11 protein-coding genes are annotated in these 15,856 nt (G+C 74.5%); 7 read left to right on the forward strand and 4 right to left on the reverse strand.

The window, feature by feature from the left end; translation table 11 throughout:
- Positions 1–50: 50 nt before the first annotated feature.
- Both IE172_RS29145 and IE172_RS29150 read right to left on the reverse strand, forming a co-directional pair.
- Positions 51–1,739 (reverse strand): M23 family metallopeptidase, encoded by a 1,689-nt coding sequence (locus IE172_RS29145; RefSeq protein WP_190100323.1) that lies wholly within the window; start codon positions 1,737–1,739, stop codon positions 51–53.
- A 180-nt stretch (positions 1,740–1,919) separates the two neighbouring features.
- A complete protein-coding gene (locus IE172_RS29150; RefSeq protein WP_190100324.1) occupies positions 1,920–2,789 on the reverse strand; it encodes an esterase/lipase family protein in 870 nt (289 codons plus the stop codon).
- 395 nt (positions 2,790–3,184) lie between these two features.
- On the opposite strand from IE172_RS29150, the gene icmB reads away from it, so the two are divergent.
- On the forward strand, positions 3,185–3,601 hold the full coding sequence (gene icmB, locus IE172_RS29155) for a coenzyme B12-dependent isobutyryl CoA mutase small subunit (protein WP_189558344.1): 417 nt from the start codon (positions 3,185–3,187) through the stop codon (positions 3,599–3,601).
- A 218-nt stretch (positions 3,602–3,819) separates the two neighbouring features.
- On the opposite strand, the gene IE172_RS29160 is transcribed toward icmB, so the two are convergent.
- On the reverse strand, positions 3,820–5,448 hold the full coding sequence (locus IE172_RS29160) for a DUF5691 domain-containing protein (protein WP_190100325.1): 1,629 nt from the start codon (positions 5,446–5,448) through the stop codon (positions 3,820–3,822).
- A gap of 112 nt (positions 5,449–5,560) precedes the next feature.
- On the reverse strand, positions 5,561–6,904 hold the full coding sequence (locus IE172_RS29165) for an SWIM zinc finger family protein (protein ID WP_190100326.1): 1,344 nt from the start codon (positions 6,902–6,904) through the stop codon (positions 5,561–5,563).
- Positions 6,905–7,036: 132 nt separating this feature from the next.
- Here IE172_RS29165 and IE172_RS29170 point away from each other — a divergent pair, with 132 nt between their 5' ends.
- From IE172_RS29170 to sucD, 6 genes are all read left to right on the forward strand, one after another.
- Complete coding sequence (locus IE172_RS29170; RefSeq protein ID WP_190100327.1) at positions 7,037–8,134, forward strand: ATP-binding protein; 1,098 nt, start codon at positions 7,037–7,039, stop codon at positions 8,132–8,134.
- The gene (locus IE172_RS29175) at positions 8,131–10,479 is read left to right on the forward strand and encodes a DUF5682 family protein (protein WP_190100328.1); all 2,349 of its coding nucleotides are present in this window, start codon (positions 8,131–8,133) and stop codon (positions 10,477–10,479) included. Before IE172_RS29170 ends, IE172_RS29175 begins: the two co-directional genes overlap by 4 nt.
- A 29-nt stretch (positions 10,480–10,508) precedes the next feature.
- A complete protein-coding gene (locus tag IE172_RS29180) occupies positions 10,509–11,675 on the forward strand; it encodes a VWA domain-containing protein (RefSeq protein ID WP_190100329.1) in 1,167 nt (388 codons plus the stop codon).
- A gap of 161 nt (positions 11,676–11,836) precedes the next feature.
- Positions 11,837–13,111, forward strand: coding sequence for a hypothetical protein (locus IE172_RS29185; protein ID WP_190100330.1), 1,275 nt, complete (start codon positions 11,837–11,839; stop codon positions 13,109–13,111).
- A gap of 581 nt (positions 13,112–13,692) precedes the next feature.
- Positions 13,693–14,871, forward strand: coding sequence for an ADP-forming succinate--CoA ligase subunit beta (gene sucC, locus IE172_RS29190; RefSeq protein WP_189558339.1), 1,179 nt, complete (start codon positions 13,693–13,695; stop codon positions 14,869–14,871).
- Between the two features lie 19 nt (positions 14,872–14,890).
- Positions 14,891–15,775 carry a succinate--CoA ligase subunit alpha gene (gene sucD, locus IE172_RS29195; protein WP_190100331.1) on the forward strand — a complete coding sequence of 295 codons (885 nt, stop codon included), beginning with the start codon at positions 14,891–14,893 and terminating at the stop codon, positions 15,773–15,775.
- Positions 15,776–15,856 lie beyond the last annotated feature (81 nt).

Genomic DNA, 15,856 nt, shown 5'->3' on the forward strand with positions numbered 1-15,856 from the left:
CCGGGCCGCCCGGCCGTCCGGGCCACCCGGACCGTTCGGAGCGCTCGGCCTCAGGAGGGCTCGAGGCCGTGGCTGCGCAGCCAGGCGAGGGGGTCGATCGCCGAGCCCCCGCCGGGGCGCACCTCGAAGTGCAGGTGCGGGCCGGTCGAGTTGCCCGAGTTCCCGGAGAACCCGATCTGGTCGCCCGCCTTCACGGTCGTACCGGCGGGGACCTGGTAGCTGGAGAGGTGGCAGTACCACGTCTCCGTCCCGTCCTTCGCCACCACGATCATCATGTTGCCGTAGGCGGAGTTGTACTGCGTGCGCACGGTGCCGTCGGTCGCTGCCAGGATCGGAGTGCCGTACGCGACGGGGAAGTCGATACCGGTGTGGACGGACATCCAGTTGATGCCGGACTGTCCGTAGTAGGCGCTGAGGCCGTGCTGCGCGACCGGGAGGGAGAACTTCGGGCGCAGCCGCTCCTTGCGGGCCGCCTCCTCGGCCGCCCGCCTGCGCTCGGCCTCCTGCTGCGCCTTGAGGTCGATGCGCTCCTGGGTGCGGCTGGCCCGGTCGGCGAAGTCGTCCGCGCCGGCGGCGAGGCTCTCCAGCTGGGTGTCCAGCTTGACGTTGGCGGCGGAGGGCTTCACCGGCTGGGCGTCGGCCGCGGCCGACGTCGTCTTCGCGTCCTGGCCGCTGTCCTCGGTCAGATCACCGACCGATGCGGCGGCGATACCGGCGACGCCCATCACACACGCCGAGGGCACGGCCACCGTCAGCAGCGCGGAGCGCTTGGCGGGGGTGCGGCGCCGGGAGCGGGAACCGGAGCGCGAGGCGGCGCGCGGCGGCGGGACGGGCAGGGTCTCCTCCTGCTCGTCGAGCAGGGCCACGGCGGGAAGTTCACCGGTGTCGCCCGCCTCGCCGTGCACCGGCTCGCCGGCGGTGGCGTCCTGGTACGAGTCCTGGCCGTACGCCTCTTGCCGGTAGGCGTCCTGCCCGTAGCCGGCCTGGTCATGGGACTCGGACCGGTCATAGGACTCGGACTGTTGCTCGTACCCCCCGGCGTGCGACTCGTCGGAGTCGGGGACGGCGGCCGGGTCGCCGCCGTCGGAGTTCCACTGCGTGGCGTCGTAGACGCCGCTGTCGAAGGTCTGTGTGCCCCAGTCCCACTGCTGGGTCGGCTCGGCGGGGCTCTCGGCCGGGTCGGGCTGGAGCCAGGCGCCGGCGTCCCACTGGCCGCTCGTCTCGGGCGAGCCCGCCTGCGGAGGGATCACCGTCATCGGCTGGTCGCCGGTGGTCCACGCGGTCGCGTCGTAGCCACCGGTGTCGTACGAGCCGGGGTGCTGTGCCGCGTACAGGTCGTAGTGGCCGCTGTCCTGGCCGCCCGCGGGCCAGTGCCCGGTGTCGTACGCGCCCGTTCCGTGGCCGCCGCCCGGGAGGTCCCCGAAGAGGGGATCGGTGGCGAAGCCTCCGGTGGTGTGAGCACCGGTGCCGTAGTGCGTGGCGTCGTAGCCGGCGGTGTCGTAGCCACCGTAGGCGGTGAAATCGCCGTACTGGGCTTCCTGGGTGCCGTACGACGCGTAGGGCGCCGAGTCGGCATCGGAAGCCGGAGCCGGGGTCATGGTCCCCGACGGGTGACGGTCGTTCACCAACTTCTCTTTCGCCTCGACAACAGGGGCTGGCAGAGCAGTGCGGCGACTGTACCCGGCGGTATGCGGGCGCGACAATCTTCCCCAGGTTTCGGCCGCGCAGGAAACGGGCATTCGGTCGTGTTTTGGGGGACGGCGGGCGCGGTCTTGGCTCTTTGTTCGAAACCTGTTCGAGGGTGGGGGCGGTCCGCAGGCCGTAAGTCGGCGCTGGCGGACCGTTGTTGTTCGGATGGGGGCGCTCGGAACGTGCTTGTCACGGGGGAGCGGGGCCGGGCGTGTCGCGCCCGGCCGTCCTCACGCCACCGTCAGGCCGCCCGCGCGGCCGGTGGACGGCTCGCCGGGGTGCGCCGTGTCCAGCGCCTCCCGGATGCCGGTGGCCACCGTCGGGTGCACGGGCAGGGCGAGATGGCCGACGCCGCTCACCCGGATGTTCACCGCGGTCAGGTCCGGGTGCTCGATGCACGCCGTTTCCAGCGGGTCCATGATGTGGTCGAGGTCGCTCCAGAAGGCGACGAAGTGCGTACGGCAGCCGGGCGCCGGCCGGGTGAGCTCTTCGAGCACCGGTGAGCCGGGGCGCATCTGCCGCACGATGGGGTGCGCGTTGGCCAGCGGCGCGACGCGCGTCCCGGAGTGCGGGGTGCCGAGCGTGACGAGGGTCCGCACGCGGGTGTCGCCGCCCAGTCGCTGCACGTAGTACCGGGCGATCAGCCCGCCGAGGCTGTGACCGACCACGTCGACCCGGCGGCTGCCCGTACGCTCGCACACCTGCTCTATGTGGCGGCCGAGGAGCTCCGCGGCGATGCGGATGTCGCAGGTCAGCGGCGAGTAGTTGAGCGACTCGATCTGCTGCCTGCCGTGCTGGGACAGGCTGCGGCGCAGCAGGAGGAAGACGGAGCGGTTGTCGATGAAGCCGTGCAGCAGCACGACCGGGGGCTTGGCCTCCGCCGGCAGCTTGGGGGTGCCCTTCGGTATCGGCAGCGCGGGGGCGTCCGGCCCGCGCCGCTCCTGGATGATCCCGGCCGGATAGAGGAGGACGTGGCCCGCCAGGATGGCCAGCTCCAGGGCGGTCGCCTTCAGCAGGGCGAGGGAGAGATCCGCCAGCCGGGCCGGCAGCAGACGCCGGCACAGGGGCAGGAAGGGAAGAGCTGCCTCGGTGACCTTCATGGCCGACCTCCTGTCGGCACGCGGAAGGACGGCATCGTCCCCCGTGCGCCCTCATGGGACGTCGTTACGAGAGCGGTCGACGGCGCGCGCGTACGAAGGGTGGAAGGGGCGCGCTGGTACGGCGACCTCGGTACGAATCCCTTATGCGCATGTTCCCACCGATGCCCATGCGTCGCACGAGCACAGGGTGTGCGGGCCCGGGAGCCCGGGAACGCTGCGCGGTGAACGTGTCCCTCTGTGTGATTTCCCCCTCCCTGGGCACCGCGAAACTGCCGGTTGCGGGATGCTGGAGATAACGTTCGTTCACTTCTCCGGCCGGTTCGGGCCGGGGTGTCCGTGCGATGTGTGCGGTACTGGTCGATACGGATGGATGTAGTCGCTTCATGGAGGCAGTGATGGGTGTGGCAGCCGGTCCGATCCGCGTGGTGGTGGCCAAGCCGGGGCTCGACGGCCACGATCGCGGGGCCAAGGTGATCGCGCGTGCGCTGCGCGACGCCGGTATGGAGGTGATCTACACCGGGCTGCACCAGACTCCCGAGCAGATCGTCGACACCGCGATCCAGGAGGACGCCGACGCGATCGGCCTGTCCATCCTCTCCGGCGCGCACAACACGCTGTTCGCGGCGGTCATCGAGCTGCTCGAGCAGCGCGACGCGGCGGACATCCTCGTCTTCGGCGGCGGCATCATCCCCGAGGCGGACATCCCTCCGCTGAAGGAGAAGGGCGTCGCGGAGATCTTCACCCCGGGCGCGACCACGGCGTCCATCGTGGACTGGGTCCGGGCCAACGCCCGCCAGCCCGCCGAGGCGTAGCCGGCCGCGTCCGGCGGGCGGCCATGCGGCGCCCGCACGCCCGAGCGGTGCCGGGCCGGAGGCGGCACGACGGCGGGTGCCGCCGTTCCGCACGGCCACCCGCGCCGGACGCGTGTCCCCGTGCCGCGCGGCAGGGCCCGCCGCGGGCGCTCGGGCACTCCCGTCCGGCGCAGGGGTGCCGGTGCCGCGGGCCGGGGGTCCGTCATGCGCGGGCCGGGTCAGGGCGCCGGCGGTGACAGCTCCGCGAGCATCGCCGCGCGCAGCCGCAGTGTCGTGACCAGCCGCTGGAACGCCTCCGACCAGTAGCCCCCGGCTCCTGGTGACGCGTCCTCCGGCTCGTCCGGTACCGCCAGGAGCGCGTCGAGGCGGCCGGCCTCGGACGGGTCCAGGCAGCGTTCGGCCAGGCCCATGACTCCGCTGAAACTCCATGGATAACTCCCTGCGTCCCGCGCGATGTTGAGCGCGTCGACCACCGCCCGCCCGAGGGGCGCGGCCCAGGGCACGGCACACACGCCGAGCAGCTGGAACGCCTCGGACAGGCCGTGCGTCTCGATGAACCCGGCCACCCACTCCGCCCGTTCGGCGGGGCCCAGCGTGCCGAGCAGCTTGGCGCGCTCGGCCAGGGACACCGCCCCCGGCCCGCCCGCCTCCGGGGCGGAGGGCTCCCCGAGCAGCGCCCGGGACCATGCGGGATCCCGCTGCCGCACCGCCGCCCGGCACCAGGCCGCGTGCAGTTCGCTCCGCCAGTCGTCCGCCACCGGCAGGGCGACGATCTCCCGGGGCGTACGCCCGCCGAGCCGCCGCGACCAGCTGCCGAGCGGCGCCGCCTCCGCCAACTGACCGAACCACCACGAGCGTTCGCCGCGCCCCGCGGGGGCCTTGGCCACCACCCCGTCGCGCTCCATGTGCGCGTCGCACTCGTGCGGCGCCTCGACGACGATGACCGGCGTGTCCCGCGTGCGGTCCACGGCCACACAGGCGCCCGCCCTGACCGCCATCCGCCGCGCCAGGGCCGACCCGGGCAGCGCCGAGAGCAACTCCGCCGCCGTCGCCCGCACGTTCCGGCTGCGGTCGGCAAGAGCCTGCTCCAGGAAGGGCTCGTCGTCCGGACCCAGTCCGGTGCGCAGCGAGTCCAGGAACATCAGCCGGTCCTCGGCCCGCTCCGTCGCCCAGGTCGACGCGAGGAGTTCGCGCGCGGCGGCCGGTTCCCGCGAGCGCAGGGCGCCGAGGACGGCGACCCGTTCGGCGAAGAGGCCCTCCTGCCAGAGCCGGCGCATGCCCCCCGTGTCGTGTCGGGCGGGCACGGACGTGCCGCCGCCCGGGGCGGACCGCAGGGCGAACCGCCAGTCCGGGTTGAGCCGGGCCAGCCACAGCGCGCGCGGCCCCGCGAACCTGAGCGCCGACGGGCGCAGGTCGGTACGGCCCCGCGCCGCGTCGAGCAGGGCGGGCAGGAGGGCGGGAGGCGGCGCGAAACCGCGGGCGTTCGCCACCGCCAGCCACTGGGGCAGCAGCTCCATGAGGTCCGGTGCCGTGCCCCGGCGGCCCGTGCCGGAGGCGCCGGGACGGTTCGCGAGCAGCATCGCGAGCCGGCGGGCGGCGGCCGGCGGCAGCGCGGGGCGCCGGTCCTCCGGCGCGGGCCCGGGACGTTCCGCGGCCGGTGCGGGCCGCAGCCCGGCCCGACGCCGCACGGTCGCCGCCGCCGCGGCGTCCAGCAGGACCGCGGCCGCCTGCCGGCCGGGCCCTACGCCCGCCGGGGCGCGCCGGTCCGTGCCCAGCACGGCCGTGGTCACCAGCTCCTCCCAGTCGCCCGGGAGGGCCGTGTCCACGGCGGCGGTCGTCCGGCTCATGAGCTTCCTTTCCGGCGGGGGTCCCGGTGCGGTCGGACACTCAGGTGGTCCGAGTGTCCCGTGATGTCCGAAAGATGCCTGGGGTGAGGAGGGGCGGTGCCGGGCGCCCCGCTCAGCACAGCGGTACCGCCTCACCGGGCCCCTCGGGCCATGCCGCCAAAGGGGTGAATCCCTGATGGCCGCATTCGCCGAAGACACTGACCGGGGCGCCGCCCGACAGGGCGACCAGGCGCCACAGGCCCGGCCGGGACCGCGCGGTGGGGGAGAGCGGCAGGGCCGTGTCCCCGTCGGCGTCGGCCAGCTGCCAGCCGTCCCCGTCCGGCACCGGCACCACCCGGTCCAGGGTCACCGGGACCGAGTCCAGCCAGGGGTCGTCGCGCAGCGCCTCGCCGTAGCGGGCGACCGCCCGTGGTGTCGACGTGCCCGACGGACGCACCGTCGTCGGCGCGGGGGCGGCGAACCGTTCCCCCAGGGCGGCCCTCGGCCCGGCCCCGCCGCGGTAGGCGGACAGCTCCGCGTCCAGGGCCTGCCCGACCGGCAGCGCGATCTCCGGGGCGCGGCCGGCCGGGCCGTAGGAGAGGAGCAGCGCCGTACGGCCCGAACCGGTGCCGTACAGCCAGATGCGGCGGGTCGTCAGCCGGCTGTCCGCCGTGTCGTACTGGGCGAGGACCAGCCAGTGGTCCCGTACGGGAGGGCCGTCCGCCGAGGCGGGCAGGCCGACACGGGTGCGGACGGTCGCGGCGAGCCCTTCCGGCAGCAGGTCGCGGCGCAGCCAGCCCCGGGCCAGCAGGTGCAGCAGCGCGCACTCCTCCAGCAGCCGGACCGGTCCGCCCGGGAGCGCGCCCAGTTCCCGCACCCGGGTGGCGAGTCCCGGCGCCTGGGCGTCGACCATGCGGGCCGCGGTCTCCTCCCACCGGCCGTGCCCCGCCTGCCCGGCCGAGGCCAGACCGGTCCGGAACAGATCCGTCAGACGCCGCTCCAGCTCCTCCGCTCCCGCCGTGACCCGCTCGGCCCGGCGCTCCGCCCTGCGCCGCGCCGCCTCGCCACCGGCGGCCCGGGGAGGGGAACCCGCCGCGTCCGCGGTCCTCCCCTCCCCGGCGCCGGTGCGCCGGCCCGCGACCCACTGCGCGGCCCACCGCGGTATCTCCGCCCGCGGCACCTTTCCCCCTCCGCCCGCCCAGAGCAGCAGCAGCCCGAGCGCGTGCTCGCACGGGGCCCCACGGCCCGGGCAACCGCACGTGTACGCGGGACCGGAGGCGTCCGCCGTGTCGACGACCGTCCGGTACGGCGCGCCGCCCCCGCCCCGGCACAGCCCCCACACCGTCCCCGAGCCGGAACAGCCGGCCTCCGACCACAGCCCGGCCGCGGCGGCTTCGGTCCCCGCGGCCCGTGACGCGGCGTCGGGCGCCAGTGCCAGCACCCGGTCCGCGGTCCAGCGCACCTCCTGCTCAGTCATGCCGACGAAATTAGATCCCCCCACTGACAATCGGCCCTGACGGTGCATCAGTGCAGGTCGGAGCGATTGTCAGTGGCGTGGTGCACGGTGGGTGACAGATCCGAACCGGCCGAACTGGAGGGGGACTCAGCCATGACTGTGCCTGTCGAACGGGACACGCTGCGGCCGCACGCCGAGGACGCCTTCGCCGCCGAACTCGCCGCGCTGGCCGCGCAGGACGACCGTCCGCGCCCCGCGCGCTGGAGACTCTCGCCGTGGGCCGTCGCCACCTACCTCCTGGGCGGCACCCTGCCGGACGGCACGGTGATCACGCCGAAGTACGTCGGCCCGCGTCGGCTCGTCGAGGTCGCGGTCACCACCCTCGCCACCGACCGTGCCCTGCTGCTGCTCGGGGTGCCCGGCACCGCGAAGACCTGGGTCTCCGAGCACCTGGCCGCGGCGGTCAGCGGTGATTCCACCCTGCTGGTGCAGGGCACGGCCGGTACCCCGGAGGAGGCCATCCGCTACGGCTGGAACTACGCCCGGCTGCTCGCCGACGGCCCCAGCCGGGACGCCCTGGTGCCCAGTCCGGTGATGCGGGCCATGGCGGAGGGCATGACGGTCCGTGTCGAGGAGCTGACCCGCATCCCGGCCGACGTGCAGGACACGCTGATCACGATCCTGTCGGAGAAGACGCTGCCGATACCGGAGCTGGGCCAGGAGGTGCAGGCCGTCCGCGGCTTCAACCTGATCGCCACGGCCAACGACCGCGACCGCGGGGTCAACGAACTGTCCAGCGCCCTGCGCCGCCGCTTCAACACCGTGGTGCTGCCGCTGCCGGGGACACCGGAGGCGGAGGTCGACATCGTCTCGCGCCGCGTCGGCCAGCTCGGCCGCTCCCTCGACCTGCCGGCCGTGCCCGACGGCATCGACGAGATCCGCCGTGTCGTCACCGTCTTCCGCGAGCTGCGCGACGGGGTGACGGCCGACGGCCGCACCAGGCTCAAGTCACCCAGCGGCACGCTGTCGACGGCGGAGGCCATCTCCGTGGTCACGGGCGGACTGGCGCTCGCCGCGCACTTCGGCGACGGGGTGCTGCGGGCCGGGGACATCGCCGCGGGCATCGTCGGCGCGGTCGTCCGCGACCCGGCGGCGGACCGTGTCGTCTGGCAGGAGTACCTGGAGACCGTCGTCCGCGAGCGGGACGGCTGGAAGGACTTCTACCGGGCCTGCCGGGAGGCCGGCGCGTGAGCGGAGGTAAGGCGGACACCACGGAGCCGCTGCTGCTCGGGGTGCGGCACCACGGCCCGGGGTCGGCACGGGCGGTGCGGGCGGCGCTGGACGACGCCCGGCCGGGCGTCGTGCTGATCGAGGGGCCGCCCGAGGCGGACGCGCTGATCCCGCTGGCCGCCGGGGAGGACATGCGGCCGCCCGTCGCCCTGCTCGCCCACGCCGTGGACGAGCCCGGACGCTCGGCCTTCTGGCCCCTGGCCGGGTTCTCCCCGGAGTGGGTCGCCATCCGCTGGGCGCTGGAGCACGGAGTCCCGGCCCGCTTCATCGACCTGCCGGCGGCGCACACGCTGGCCCGCGAGGAGGACGAGGGGCCGGCCCCCGGAGCCGGTGAGGGCACCGTGCCGGAGCCGGACGTGCGGACCGACCCCCTGGGGGTGCTGGCCGGGGCCGCGGGGTACGACGACGCCGAGCGGTGGTGGGAGGACGTCGTCGAGCACCGGGGCGTGGGGAAGGGGGACCCGGTCGCACCGTTCACGGCGCTGGAGGAGGCGATGACCGCGCTGCGGGAGGAGTGCGGCGGCGGGGGACACGGGCGGGACCTGGTCCGCGAGGCCCACATGCGGCTGCGGATCCGGGCGGCGCGGCGGGAGTTCGAGGACGGCGTGGCCGTGGTGTGCGGTGCCTGGCACGTGCCGGCGCTGCGCCGCGGTTCCCCCGTCGCCGCCGACCGGGCCCTGCTGAAGGGGCTGCCCAAGGTGAAGACGGACATGACCTGGGTGCCCTGGACCCACCGCAGGCTCTCCCGGGCGAGCGGCTACGGCGCGGGCATCGACTCCCCCGGCTGGTACGGGCACCTGTTCGACGCCCCGGACCGGCCGGTGGAGCGCTGGCTGACCAAGGTGGCCGGGTTGCTGCGGGCCGAGGACCGGATGGTCTCGTCTGCGCACGTCATCGAGGCCGTGCGGCTGGCGGAGACCCTCGCGGCGATGCGTGGACGTCCGCTGGCCGGGCTGAGCGAGACGACGGACGCGGTGCGGGCGGTGATGTGCGACGGCTCCGACGTGCCGCTGGCGCTGGTGCGCGACCGGCTGGTCGTCGGCGACGTCCTGGGGGAGGTACCGGCCACGGCGCCCGCCGTCCCGCTGCAGCGGGACCTCGCGCGGATCCAGCGCCGGCTGCGGCTGAAGCCCGAGGCGGCGGAGCGGGAACTGGATCTCGACCTGCGCAAGGACACCGACGCGGAGCGCAGCAGACTGCTGCACCGGCTGCGGCTGCTCGGCATCGCCTGGGGGGAGACCGCCGTCTCGCGCGGCGGCACCGGGACCTTCCGGGAGAGCTGGCGGCTGCGCTGGGAGCCGGAGCTGTCCGTACGGGTCGCCGAGGCCGGGGTGTGGGGGACGACCGTCCACGCCGCCGCGACCGCCAAGGCGGAGACGGACGCCGTCACCGCGCGGGGCCTCGACGCGGTCACCGGGCTCGCCGAGCACTGCCTGCTGGCCGGGCTGTCCGGGGCGCTGCCCACCGTGATGCGGATTCTCGCCGACCGGGTGGCCCTCGACACGGACGTCGGCCGCCTCGCCCGGGCGCTGCCCGCCCTGGTCCGCTCCCTGCGCTACGGGGACGTGCGCGGCACGGACACCGCGGCGCTGGCGGAGGTCGCCTCCGGGCTGGCCGGGCGGATCTTCGTCGGCCTGCCCCCGGCCTGCGCCGCACTGGACGCGGACGCCGCCGAGGAGATGCGCGGCCACGTCGACGCGGTCCACGGCGCGGTGGGCCTCCTCGGCGACTCGCCCGCACCGGACCACCGGACGCTCCGCGCCCGCTGGCAGTCGGTCCTGCGGACACTGTCCGCCCGGGACACCGTGCCCGGCGTCATCCGGGGCCGGTGCGTACGGCTGCTGCTGGACGGCGGGGAACTGGCGCGGGACGAGGCGGCGCGGCTCATGGGGCTCGCGCTGTCGCGGGGCACGCCGCCGGCGGACGCCGCCGCCTGGATCGAGGGGTTCGTCGGCGCGGAATCCGGCGGCGGACTGCTCCTGGTCCACGACGAGCGGCTGCTCGCACTGGTCGACGCCTGGCTGACCGGGATACCGGCGGAGGCCTTCACGGACGTACTGCCGCTGGTGCGGCGCACGTTCTCGGCGTACGAGCCCGGGGTGCGGCGCACCCTCGGCGAACTGGTCCGGCGCGGACCGGGAGCACGCGGGAGCGTGACGGGCACGGGCGGCGGCCCACCCGGCTTCGCGCCCGGCCTCGACACCGCCCGCGCGGACGCCGTGCTGCCGGTGCTGCGACTGCTGCTGGGCGGTCCGGACGCGGAGGACGAGGAGGCGGCCACCGGACCGGCCGGGCCGGCGGGATGACGGGCACGCACCGGGAGGAGGAGACGGGCATGGCGGGCACGACGACGGACCCGGCGGCGGGGGAGCGGCTGCGCAGATGGCGCCTCGTGCTCGGCGGGGACGCGGCCGACGGGACCGGCCACGCGCTGTCCGGGCAGGACACCGCGATGGACGGGGCGCTCGCCGCGCTCTACGGCACGGCGGACGGACCGCGGGCGGGCGGGGACCGTTCGGCGGCGCTGGGGGCGTCGGCGCCGTCGGTGGCCCGCTGGCTGGGGGACATCCGCACCTACTTCCCGGCCTCCGTCGTCCAGGTCATGCAGCGCGACGCCATCGACCGGCTCGGACTCGCCACGCTGCTGCTGGAACCGGAGATGCTGGAGGCGGTCGAGGCCGACGTCCATCTCGTCGGGACGCTGCTGTCGCTCGACAAGGCCATGCCCGAGACCACGAAGGAGACGGCACGGGCCGTCGTGCGCAAGGTCGTCCGGGACCTGGAGGAGCGGCTCGCCACCCGCACCCGGTCCACCCTCACCGGCGCCCTCGACCGCGGCGCCCGCGTCAGCCGGCCGCGCCACCACGACGTCGACTGGACCCGCACGATCGCGGCCAACCTCAGGCACTACCTCCCGGAACACCGGACGGTCGTGCCCGAGCGGCTCATCGGATACGGGCGCGCCTCGCGGTCGGTGCGCAAGGAGATCGTCCTGTGCGTCGACCAGTCGGGGTCGATGGCGGCGTCCGTCGTGTACGCGTCGGTGTTCGGGGCAGTGCTGGCGTCCGTGCGGGCGGTGGACACGCGGTTCGTCGCCTTCGACACGGCGGTCGTGGACCTCACCGACCGGCTCGACGACCCCGTCGACGTGCTCTTCGGCACCCGGCTCGGCGGCGGTACGGACATCAACCGGGCGCTCGCCTACTGCCAGTCGCGGATCACCCGGCCCACGGAGACGGTGCTCGTGCTGATCAGCGACCTCTACGAGGGAGGGATACGCGACGAGATGCTCCAGCGGGCGGCGGCGATGAAGGCGTCCGGGGTGGGGTTCGTGGCGCTGCTGGCGCTGTCCGACGACGGGGCGCCCGCCTACGACAGGGAGCACGCGGCCGCCCTCGCCGCGCTGGGCGTGCCGGCGTTCGCCTGCACACCCGATCTGTTCCCGGAGGTGATGGCGGCGGCGATCGAGAAGCGGCCGCTGCCGGTACCGGACGCGGGATGACGGCGCCGCACCCGCGACCGGGCCGGGGAAAACGGACATGACCGCCCAACGGTGACCCGGGGCTTGCGCGGGCTCGGGAGCCGCGTGCGAGGATCGGCGCCGTTCGACGCGGACCCCGATCGGTGTCCCCACTCGTCCCGCCGTCCGGGAGGAAGCCCCTCTTGACCCGGTCCCCGGCCCTGCCCGGTGCCGCCCCGCGCACGCTGCGCGGCGCGGCCGGGCGGCGTGCGGTCCGGCTGGCGCTGCTGGTGGGTGCGGTGTTCGTGCTCGGAGTGCTGTGCGGGGAGCGGGCACGGGCGGCGGACGACACGCCGGACGCGGGAACCTCCGCCGTCGTCGAAGCACGGGCGGCGAGCGGACCGGGTGCATCCACTGGATCGGGCGGGCCGACTGGACCGGATGGAGGCACCCCACCGACCGCGCCGACCGGATCAGCGGCACCGACCGCGCTGGCCGCACCGACCGCGCCGGCCGAATCGGCGGCACCGACCGTGCTGGCCGCACCGACCGTGCCGGCCGGATCGGCGGCACCGACCGTGCTGGCCGCACCGACCGTGCTGGCCGCACCGACCGTGCCGGCCGGATCGGCAGCACCCACCGCACCCACCGCACCGACCGCACCGACCGGATCAACCGGACCAAGCGGCTCGCCGAGCCCCGCTGCGTCCCCCGGCCCCCGTGTTCCGTCCCTCTCCGCTGCTCCCGGAGTGGTCGTCGGCGCCCTCACCGCGTCGCGTCAGGACGAGGCCGGGCGTCCGCTGACCGAAACGGTGGTCCGTTCCGTGGGCCGGCGGACCGTGCGACCGGCCGGCGACCTGGTGGGCGAGGTGGCCGGAGACCTGGGCCGGGCAGCCTCGGAGCTGACCGCCACCGTCGGGAAGCTGCCCGTGCCGCACCGGCCCGCGCCGCTGCCGGAATTCCCCCCGCTGCCCGGCCCGTCCGCGCCCGCCCTCCCCGGTAGCCCCGGGACGGGCCCGCCCGGCACGCGCCAGCCCACCTCCCCGCCCCCCGGCGATCGCGCTCCCGACGTACCTGACACCCCCGGCATCCCGGGCGCGCGGAGCGGACCGGCCGTGACCGCGCACCCCGTCACCCACGGCCAGCGGTCCACGGACGGGTTCACCGACGGCCACGGCGCGCCGTACGACAGCGGCCGCGAGGGCCGGGACGCCCAGCGGGCCGAGCGGGACGGCACCCGCGCGCCGGGCACCGGGCCCGCCCTGCTCGCCCCCCACGCTCCCCCCGGCGGCATGCCGGACGGCGTCCTGGGCGGCCGTTCGTCGGCGGACCAGGGCACTCAGCGGCACGGCGACGCGGGTGCCGTCCCGGCGATCCACCACCGGCCCGCCACCGGGCTCGTCCCCGGTGCCACGGCGCGCGCCGAGGTGTCCGGGACCCGGGACCGGTGCCGGGACGTCCCGGTCCCGCCCGCCTGACGAAGGCCCTCACCCGCCGCGGGACGAGCGCGTGAGGGTGTGAGCGGGCGGTCCCGGCGGATGATCTCCCCGCCCGGGCGGAAACCGCCGTGAACCGGACGGCGTTCGGTGCGCTTGTCCGTACCCGCCTCCCGCCCTCACCTGACTCACGGGTAACAAAGGACTCCGCAGAGCATCGGTAACCGGACAGTCGAAATCCGTCGGCTCGTCCGGGCGCGACCTCGCGGAGGGGTGACCGGTCCCCTTGGGGTGGGCCCGGTCGCCCCGCCATCCCGGAAGCCGGACATCCGCCCCTTCCGGGTGGTGCGGCAGGGCCTCACCGGGCCAACCCCAGCCCGGTGAGGCCCCTCACCTCCGGCACGCCGTGCCAGGGAGCGCGGCATCATGTGACAGGTATCACCGCTCACGTGTGACCCGCGATTTAGAGAGGTCACCCAAGCGGCGATAGCCTGCGAGATGGACATGCCGCGCGCTCGGACACCGTGTGCGCCTCCCTTGTGACACAGCGGACGTCACGTTGCCCTTCGCGGCACGCCCACGCATCCAACGAACCGCGAGATCACTGATAGGGACGGAAGCGCGTGGACCTGTTCGAGTACCAGGCGAGGGACCTCTTCGCCAAGCACGATGTACCGGTGCTGGCCGGTGAAGTCATCGACACGCCTGAGGCGGCCCGCGCAGCCACTGAGCGTCTCGGTGGCAAGTCCGTCGTCAAGGCCCAGGTGAAGGTGGGTGGCCGAGGCAAGGCCGGCGGCGTCAAGCTCGCCGCGACCCCGGACGAGGCCGTCGCGCGGGCGACGGACATCCTCGGCATGGACATCAAGGGCCACACGGTCCACAAGGTGATGATCGCCGAGACGGCTCCCGAGATCGTGGAGGAGTACTACGTCTCCTTCCTCCTCGACCGTGCCAACCGCACCTTCCTCTCCATCGCCTCCGTCGAGGGCGGCATGGACATCGAGGAGGTGGCGGCCACCCGCCCGGAGGCCGTCGCCAAGACCCCGATCGACGCCAACGAGGGTGTGACCCCCGCCAAGGCGCGCGAGATCGTCGAGGCCGCGAACTTCCCGGCCGAGGTCGCCGACAAGGTCGCCGACGTCCTGGTCACCCTGTGGAAGACCTTCGTCGCCGAGGACGCGCTCCTCGTCGAGGTCAACCCGCTGGCCAAGGTCGCCTCCGGTGACGTCATCGCCCTGGACGGCAAGGTGTCCCTGGACGAGAACGCCGAGTTCCGTCAGCCGGAGCACGAGGCCCTGCAGGACAAGGCCTCCGCCAACCCGCTCGAGGCGGCCGCCAAGGAGAAGAACCTCAACTACGTCAAGCTCGACGGTGAGGTCGGCATCATCGGCAACGGCGCGGGTCTCGTCATGAGCACCCTCGACGTGGTCGCCTACGCCGGTGAGGCGCACGGCGGCGTCAAGCCCGCCAACTTCCTCGACATCGGCGGCGGTGCCTCCGCCGCCGTCATGGCGAACGGCCTGGAGATCATCCTCGGCGACCCGGACGTCAAGTCCGTCTTCGTCAACGTCTTCGGCGGCATCACCGCCTGCGACGAGGTCGCCAACGGCATCGTGCAGGCGCTGCAGCTGCTCGCGGACCGGGGCGAGGAAGTCACCAAGCCCCTCGTGGTCCGCCTCGACGGCAACAACGCCGAGCTGGGTCGCAAGATCCTCTCCGACGCCAACCACCCGCTGGTGCAGCGCGTGGACACCATGGACGGCGCGGCCGACAAGGCCGCCGAGCTCGCGGCTGCGAAGTAAGGGACGAGGACACACAGCCATGGCTATCTTCCTCAACAAGGACAGCAAGGTCATCGTCCAGGGCATGACCGGTGCCACGGGCATGAAGCACACCAAGCTCATGCTGGCCGACGGCACCAACATCGTCGGTGGCGTGAACCCCCGCAAGGCGGGCACGTCCGTCGACATCGACGGCAACGAGATCCCGGTCTTCGGCACGGTCGCCGAGGCGATGGAGAAGACGGGCGCGAACGTGTCCGTCCTCTTCGTCCCGCCGGCCTTCGCCAAGGCCGCCGTCGTCGAGGCCATCGACGCCGAGATCCCCCTCGCGGTCGTCATCACCGAGGGCATCGCGGTGCACGACTCCGCCGCCTTCTACGCGTACGCCGTGGAGAAGGGCGACAAGACCCGGATCATCGGCCCGAACTGCCCGGGTCTGATCACCCCCGGTCAGTCGAACGCCGGCATCATCCCGGGCGACATCACCAAGCCGGGCCGTATCGGCCTGGTCTCGAAGTCCGGCACGCTGACGTACCAGATGATGTACGAGCTGCGTGACATCGGCTTCTCCTCCGCCGTGGGCATCGGCGGCGACCCGGTCATCGGCACCACGCACATCGACGCGCTCGCCGCGTTCGAGGCCGACCCCGACACCGACCTGATCGTGATGATCGGTGAGATCGGCGGCGACGCCGAGGAGCGGGCCGCGGCCTACATCAAGGAGAACGTGACGAAGCCGGTCGTCGGCTATGTCGCGGGCTTCACCGCGCCCGAGGGCAAGACCATGGGCCACGCCGGCGCCATCGTCTCCGGCTCCTCCGGCACGGCCGCCGCCAAGAAGGAGGCCCTCGAGGCCGCCGGCGTCAAGGTCGGCAAGACGCCGACCGAGACGGCGAAGCTGGCGCGCGCGATCCTCGCCGGCTGAGTCACCGGCACCCGCGCACCGTACGGGTGGGCCCGTTCCCCGGCAGGGGGACGGGCCCACCGTCGTCCGTGCCGGCGTTCA

Source organism: Streptomyces griseoflavus (genome assembly GCF_014649995.1).
In the GTDB taxonomy this organism is placed as follows: Bacteria; Actinomycetota; Actinomycetes; order Streptomycetales; family Streptomycetaceae; genus Streptomyces; species Streptomyces griseoflavus.

Bases quoted from the DNA above. Each gene is read 5' to 3' on its own strand.
- icmB (WP_189558344.1), top strand. From the start codon at position 3,185: ATGGGTGTGGCAGCCGGTCCGATCCGCGTGGTGGTGGCCAAGCCGGGG.
- IE172_RS29160 (WP_190100325.1), bottom strand. From the start codon at position 5,448: ATGAGCCGGACGACCGCCGCCGTGGACACGGCCCTCCCGGGCGACTGG.
- sucD (WP_190100331.1), top strand. From the start codon at position 14,891: ATGGCTATCTTCCTCAACAAGGACAGCAAGGTCATCGTCCAGGGCATG.
- IE172_RS29170 (WP_190100327.1), top strand. From the start codon at position 7,037: ATGACTGTGCCTGTCGAACGGGACACGCTGCGGCCGCACGCCGAGGAC.
- IE172_RS29180 (WP_190100329.1), top strand. From the start codon at position 10,509: ATGGCGGGCACGACGACGGACCCGGCGGCGGGGGAGCGGCTGCGCAGA.
- IE172_RS29145 (WP_190100323.1), bottom strand. From the start codon at position 1,739: ATGCCCGTTTCCTGCGCGGCCGAAACCTGGGGAAGATTGTCGCGCCCG.
- IE172_RS29165 (WP_190100326.1), bottom strand. From the start codon at position 6,904: ATGACTGAGCAGGAGGTGCGCTGGACCGCGGACCGGGTGCTGGCACTG.
- IE172_RS29150 (WP_190100324.1), bottom strand. From the start codon at position 2,789: ATGAAGGTCACCGAGGCAGCTCTTCCCTTCCTGCCCCTGTGCCGGCGT.